This is a genomic window from Kosmotoga sp. (assembly GCF_982836095.1).
Genome location: NZ_CEYIHJ010000124.1, coordinates 3349 through 5797, shown reverse-complemented (window position 1 = coordinate 5797; position 2449 = coordinate 3349). Strand labels below are relative to the sequence as shown.

At 42.1% G+C, this 2449-nt stretch carries 3 protein-coding genes; all 3 read right to left on the bottom strand.

What is annotated here, in order from left to right; all coding sequences use genetic code 11:
• A partial coding sequence (locus AC3LHT_RS08140; protein WP_488662541.1) for an HAL/PAL/TAL family ammonia-lyase occupies positions 1 to 1174 on the bottom strand: 1174 nt, incomplete at its 3' end.
• A gap of 23 nt (positions 1175 to 1197) precedes the next feature.
• A complete protein-coding gene (locus tag AC3LHT_RS08135; protein WP_290645790.1) occupies positions 1198 to 1878 on the bottom strand; it encodes an amino acid ABC transporter permease in 681 nt (226 codons plus the stop codon).
• Between the two features lies 1 nt (position 1879).
• The coding region (locus AC3LHT_RS08130) for an amino acid ABC transporter ATP-binding protein (RefSeq protein ID WP_488662540.1) at positions 1880 to 2449 on the bottom strand (570 nt) is incomplete at its 5' end.

Below are 2449 nucleotides of genomic sequence, written 5' to 3'. Positions count from 1 at the left end.
TGTTTTCTGAAGCGAGAGCAGCAGCAGTGTATTGCCATAACATATAACCCGAATTCAGACCCTCCTCACCACTGGTTAAGAAATCTGGAAGATCGTTCAATTTCGGGTTAACAAGCCTGTCTATTCTGCGCTCCATCATGTTTGCCATATCCGTGAGCGCAATGGACAGGAAATCCATAACCAGTGCTATTGGTTCACCATGGAAATTTCCGCCTGAAATTGCATCACCGTTTTCAAAAATCAATGGATTATCTGTTGCGGAGTTTATTTCAATTTCTAGTACCTTTTTTACATACAGTATGGTATCATAAACCGCTCCATATACTTGTGGAATAGTCCTTAAAGTGTAAGGATCCTGAACTCTATCACAGTCTAAGTGGGAACGTCTTATTTCACTACCTTCCAGGTTTTTTAAAAGCGTTTTGGCGACAAAGCTTTGTCCAGGATGTGGTCGAGCTTCGTGCACTCTGAGGTCAAAAGGAGAAGTACTCCCTTTGAGAGCGTCAACCGACATTGCTGCTACTGTAATTGACTCATAAAACAGTTTTTCCACTATGTGAACAGAACAGCTCGCGATTCCAGCCATAAACGCTGTACCATTTAGCAAACTCAAGCCTTCCTTTGAAGCGAGTGTCAAAGGTTTGATGCCCAGTTGCTGTAATACATTGGAAGTTGGCTGTTTCCTACCATCAAAGAACACTTCGCCTTCCCCGATAAGTGCGAGCGCTATGTGTGCCAAAGGTGCAAGATCACCACTGGCTCCCACCGATCCCTGCTCTGGAACAACGGGTATAATATCGTGATTGAGAAAATCAACGATTCTTTCGACAACCACCGGTCGAATGCCTGAGTAACCTTTGCAAAGAGAATTGGCTCTGATAAGCATAACAGCTCTTACGAGTTCCGGGGCTAATGGAGTGCCAACACCTGCGGCGTGAGACCGAACAATGTTAACCTGTAATTCCTCTATCTTTTCTGGGCTTACCTTCTTGTTTGCAAGTATGCCAAATCCTGTGTTTACACCATAAATGGTCTTCTCTAGCTGATGATTTTCAAGCGCTTTACGGCTTTTATTCAAATGAGCAACTGTCTCCGGAGCTATTTCAACCCTTTCTCTTTTGAAAGCAACATTGTAAACATTTTCCACGGTAAGAGAATTCCCGTTGAGTACCAACTTTGACACCTCCAATTACTGTATTATCTGACCCATTCAAGTCCGGGAATCTTGACTTTCTTTTCCAAGCGACCGAAAAGCCATGTAAAGAATAGTATCACAATAAGATAAATTACAGCGACAACTAAATAAACCTCAAAAAACTGGAAATTCCTGCTCGCTATGAATTTTGCCTGAGCCATTAGTTCAGGAGCTCCAACTATATAAGCCAGAGATGTATACTTCAAGAGATATATGAACTCATTAGTCCAGGCAGGTATGACGCGCCTCAGCGCCTGAGGCATGATTACATGAATGATGGCTTGTTTTCTTGTCATTCCAAGCGATCTCGCAGCAATCATTTGGTTTCTGCTAATAGAGAGAATAGATCCTCTTAAGTACTCAGCCTGATAAGCACCACTGTTGATTATAAAGCCTATTATAGCCGCAGTAAAGGGTGAAGGCTTAAAACCATAGGGCGGGAGTCCAAAATACAAGATAAAGAGTTGAACCAGCAGAGGTGTTCCTCTTATAATCTCTATGAATCCGGTTGAAATTATCCTCAGGAATTTGTTTCCATATATCCTTGAAAGAGCTAATGCGATGCCTAAAATAAAACCTCCTAATACCGAAATCAGAGTCATCTCCATTGTTACGCCAAGCCCCTTAAGGAGAACAGGCCAGAATTTTTCAACAATGTTTATAATCCTTTCAAGCATTACCATATCAATCGCCTTCTCCGTATAGTTCCGAGAGTTTGTTCAAAAATTGGCGAGTTCTTTCGTTTTCAGGATTCTTAAACAATTTTTCGGGCGACCCCTGCTCCACGATATAACCGTTTTCCATGAAAATAATCTCGTCAGAAACCGACCTTGCAAACCCCATTTCGTGTGTAACCACAAGCATGGTCATACCGCTCTCTGCGAGGTCCTTCATCACATAAAGCACCTCACCAATCAATTCCGGGTCAAGCGCAGATGTAGGTTCATCAAAGAGAATTATTTCCGGTTCCATGGCAAGTGCTCTGGCAATACCCACTCTTTGCTTTTGGCCTCCAGAAAGTTGTGCGGGATAGAGATCGGCTTCACGTTCAAGTCCGACTTTCCTTAATTGTTCAAGCGCTTTTTCTCTCGCCACGTTTTTATCTAGTTTTTTTACCTTTGTAAGGCCTATCATTACATTTTTAAGGGCAGTTAAGTGGTTAAAAAGACCAAAATCCTGAAAAACAAACCCAATCCTTTGGCGAATTTTGTTCATATCTTTAGCCTGAGTTATGAGTTCATCCTTTAACCATAC